This window comes from Aeromonas sp. ZOR0002 (assembly GCF_963866995.1).
Taxonomy (GTDB): Bacteria; Pseudomonadota; Gammaproteobacteria; order Enterobacterales; family Aeromonadaceae; genus Aeromonas; species Aeromonas caviae.
The window spans coordinates 1-3112 of record NZ_CAWMFQ010000020.1 but is presented as its reverse complement, the minus strand read 5'-3'; the positions used below and the strand labels follow the sequence as shown (position 1 = coordinate 3112).

General features: G+C 60.6%; 4 protein-coding genes. 1 reads left to right on the top strand and 3 read right to left on the bottom strand.

Going from position 1 to position 3112, the window contains the following annotated elements; all coding sequences use genetic code 11:
• Both AACR77_RS01360 and nhaC read right to left on the bottom strand, forming a co-directional pair.
• Positions 1-678: LysR family transcriptional regulator (locus tag AACR77_RS01360; protein WP_042879315.1), on the bottom strand; the 678-nt coding region annotated here is incomplete at its 3' end.
• 105 nt (positions 679-783) lie between these two features.
• Positions 784-2193: a Na+/H+ antiporter NhaC gene (gene nhaC, locus AACR77_RS01355; protein WP_010675759.1), complete on the bottom strand. Its 1410-nt coding sequence runs from the start codon at positions 2191-2193 to the stop codon at positions 784-786.
• 299 nt (positions 2194-2492) lie between these two features.
• Between nhaC and AACR77_RS01350 the strand changes: the two genes are divergently transcribed.
• A complete protein-coding gene (locus AACR77_RS01350) occupies positions 2493-2702 on the top strand; it encodes a hypothetical protein (RefSeq protein ID WP_010675758.1) in 210 nt (69 codons plus the stop codon).
• Here AACR77_RS01350 and AACR77_RS01345 read toward each other — a convergent pair.
• Positions 2699-2971 (bottom strand): late competence development ComFB family protein, encoded by a 273-nt coding sequence (locus AACR77_RS01345; RefSeq protein ID WP_042879317.1) that lies wholly within the window; start codon positions 2969-2971, stop codon positions 2699-2701. The genes AACR77_RS01350 and AACR77_RS01345 overlap by 4 nt on opposite strands.
• Between the last annotated feature and the right edge of the window lie 141 nt (positions 2972-3112).

Genomic DNA, 3112 nt, shown 5'->3' with positions numbered 1-3112 from the left:
CGAGGCGGTACGAAGCACGATGCGCGGCGAGATGCCGTAGCGGCGCAGGCCGCCGCCGATGATCTGGTCCAGCTGGTCGGCGGTCAGCGAGATCATGGGCTCCTCGCCGAGCGCCTTGAGGGAGAGGGTCGACTCGGCGCAGAGGGGGTGGTTGGCGGCGAGCCAGACCCGCAGCGGCGAGCGGGTCAGCAGCTCGGTATCGAACGCCTCCTGGCGGATGGTGCGGTTGGTCATCAGGATCCCCACATCCACCTCGCCGTTGACGATCTGGTGTTCGAGATAGGGCTGCTCATCCTCCTTCACCTCGATCTGTACCGCCGGGAAGGCGCGGCGAAAGCGGCCGAGGGCCTCCGAGAGGTAGTAGCCTGCCACCAGCGTGGTTACGCCTATGGTAAGCCGCCCCTGATCCTGCTGGGCTACCGCCTTGAGGGACTGGCCGGCTTCGGTCATGGCGCTTAGGATGCGACGGGCGTGCAGCAGAAACTGGTGGCCCTGGGTGGTGAGGCTGACCCCGCGCGGATTGCGCTCGAACAGGGCGGCGCCGAGCTCGGTCTCCAGCTCGCGGATGGCGCTGGTGACCGCCGACTGGGAGATGTGCAGCTCGGCGGCTGCGCGGCTCACCGAGAAGCTGTCGGCCACCGCCACGAAATAGCGGATCTGGCGAAAGGTGAAGTTCATCTGGGCGTCCTGCCACGTGCGATCAAGGTGAGTGCCAGCTTAACCTCGAATCGCACCCAGACAAAAGGCGCCGTGATGGCGCCTTTGTCGTTGTTTTTACGGAAATTAGCGGGCTGTCACCGCCTCTGTGACCGGTACACGGTTCACTCCCTTGCCCAGATAGGCGAGGGTGATGGTCACAATGATGCAGGTGAAGCTGAGCCACATGTAGGGCAGGTAGTCGAGGGTCGCTACCCCGAGGACCCCGGCCATGAAGATGCCGTTGTCGCTCCAGGGCACCATGCCGCAGGTGAGGGTGCCGCCAAACTCGGCGTTGCGGGAGAGGTTCTTGCGCGCAAGCCCCAGCCGGTCGTAGTTCTTGGCCATGATCTTGGGGGTCAGGATCAGGGACACATACATGGCGGAGCCGAACACGTTGGCCAGGAAGGCGGTGCCTATGGTGTGGCTGGTCAGGCTGCCGGCGCTGTTGATGCGCTTCTCGAAGGCGCTGGCGATCACTTCCAGGATGCCGACCTTCTCCAGCAGACCGCCGAAGCCCAAGCCGAAGATGATGACGGCCACGGAACCCAGCATGGACTCCATGCCGCCGCGGCCGAGGATGTTGTCGATGAAGTCGACGCCGGAGGTGATGGCAAACGGGCTGTAGGCGGAGTGCATTGCCTTCACCGGATCCATGTCCTGGAAGACGATGGCCCAGACAAGACCCAGCAAGGCGCCGAAGCTGATCACCGGGAAGGCGGGCTTGCGGTTGGCCAACAGGCCCAGCACCAGCACCACGGGCACTATGGCCATGGGGGTGATGTTGAACTGCTTGTCGAGGGCGTCCATCACCAGATTGACCTGCTCCAGGCTGACGTTGCCGGAGTACTGCATGCCGACCACGGTGAACAGGGCGGCGGTGATGACGTAGGAGAACAGGCTGATGGGCAGCATCCCCTTGATGTGTTCCATCACGTCGACGTTGGACATGGTCGAGGCCAGCACCACGGAGTCGGAGAGCGGGGAGAGCTTGTCACCGAAGTAGACGCCGGAGAGCACGGCACCGGCTACCAGCGGCGCGGGTACCCCCAGGCTGTGGCCTATACCCATCATGGCGATGCCGGCGGTGGCCGCCGAGCCCCAGGAGGTGCCGGTGGCCAGCGAGGTGAGAGAGCAGATGATCAGGGTCGCCAGCAGGAAGATGGAGGGGTGTATCACCTTGAGGCCGAAGTAGATGATGCTGGGGACGATACCGCCAGCAATCCAGGTGCCCACCAGGGCACCGACGGAGATCAGTATCAGGATGGCCCCCATCCCCTTGGCGACGCCGTCGACTGCCGCCTGCTCCAGGGATTTGTAATCGTGGCCGAGCTTGATGCCGAGTCCCATGATGACGAACCAGGCGATGAACAGTGCCAGCTGGATTGGCAGATCCAGCACGCTGGTGAAGGAGAAGGCCAGGGCCAGGAAAATGGCCAGGCAGGCAAATACTTGCGACATGCCCGGCAATCGGATGTGGTGTTGTTGGTTTTGCATAGACGCTCCCTAAACTCTTGCTCGCCAAGGTCAGCCCCTCTCGTCCTGCGGATGCGTCGATCCCGAGAGGCTTACCAAAAGAGGGCGCAATCTACCATAAAGCGGAGGTGTAAAATCCCTGCTCATTCGGCAAAACAGCTTTAAAATTTTAAAATCCCACAAAATAGTTGATCTAATCGGCATTTTTCACTGTTCAATCGACACCGTTTGATAGCCGGAGATCCATAGGCAAGTTCGATTGCAGATGGCGACACCAAATATGATAATGGTTATCATTAATCTTTCTCGGACTAATGCCAATGAACTGGATAGCACGCGCTCTGCTCTTGGCCGCCCTTCTGGCGGTGCTGGTCTGGGGTCAGGAGAAGGAATACGGGTTCTGGAGCCTGGGGTTCTTGCTGGCTGCCTGGGTCATGCTGGAACCCAGGCTGAGACCGGTGTTGATCCTGCTGCCGGTTGCGGGAATGACAGGGGTCGTCACTCTGCTCTGGCAGCAGGGCTGGCATTAAGCCTGGCGAGTGGGGACGGCCTGGATCTTGTCGTAGGCCTGGCGCAGGGAGGCGATGACCTTCTTCTCCATTTCGCTGCGTTCGGCGTCTGTCGTGAAGTAGATCATGTCGACATCGTGACGGATGTAGTGGGAAGGAAGCTGGTTGAGTGACAGGCAGCAGAGGTCTGCCAGCTGATAGGGGGTCAATGTTCGAGCCAACCCCTGTTTTTCTATCTCCTTGAGCACCAGATGCTCATAGAAGTTGTGAATATCGGTATCCAGGATCATGGGAAAACCCCCGTGGTGGCGCAGCATCTTCAACAGCATAGCCATGGGGCATGAAAACACAAAAGGCCCGTTACTCTCGTAACGGGCCTTTGCAGAATGATGGTGCGAAGAGAGGGACTCGAACCCTCACATCCGTGGGAC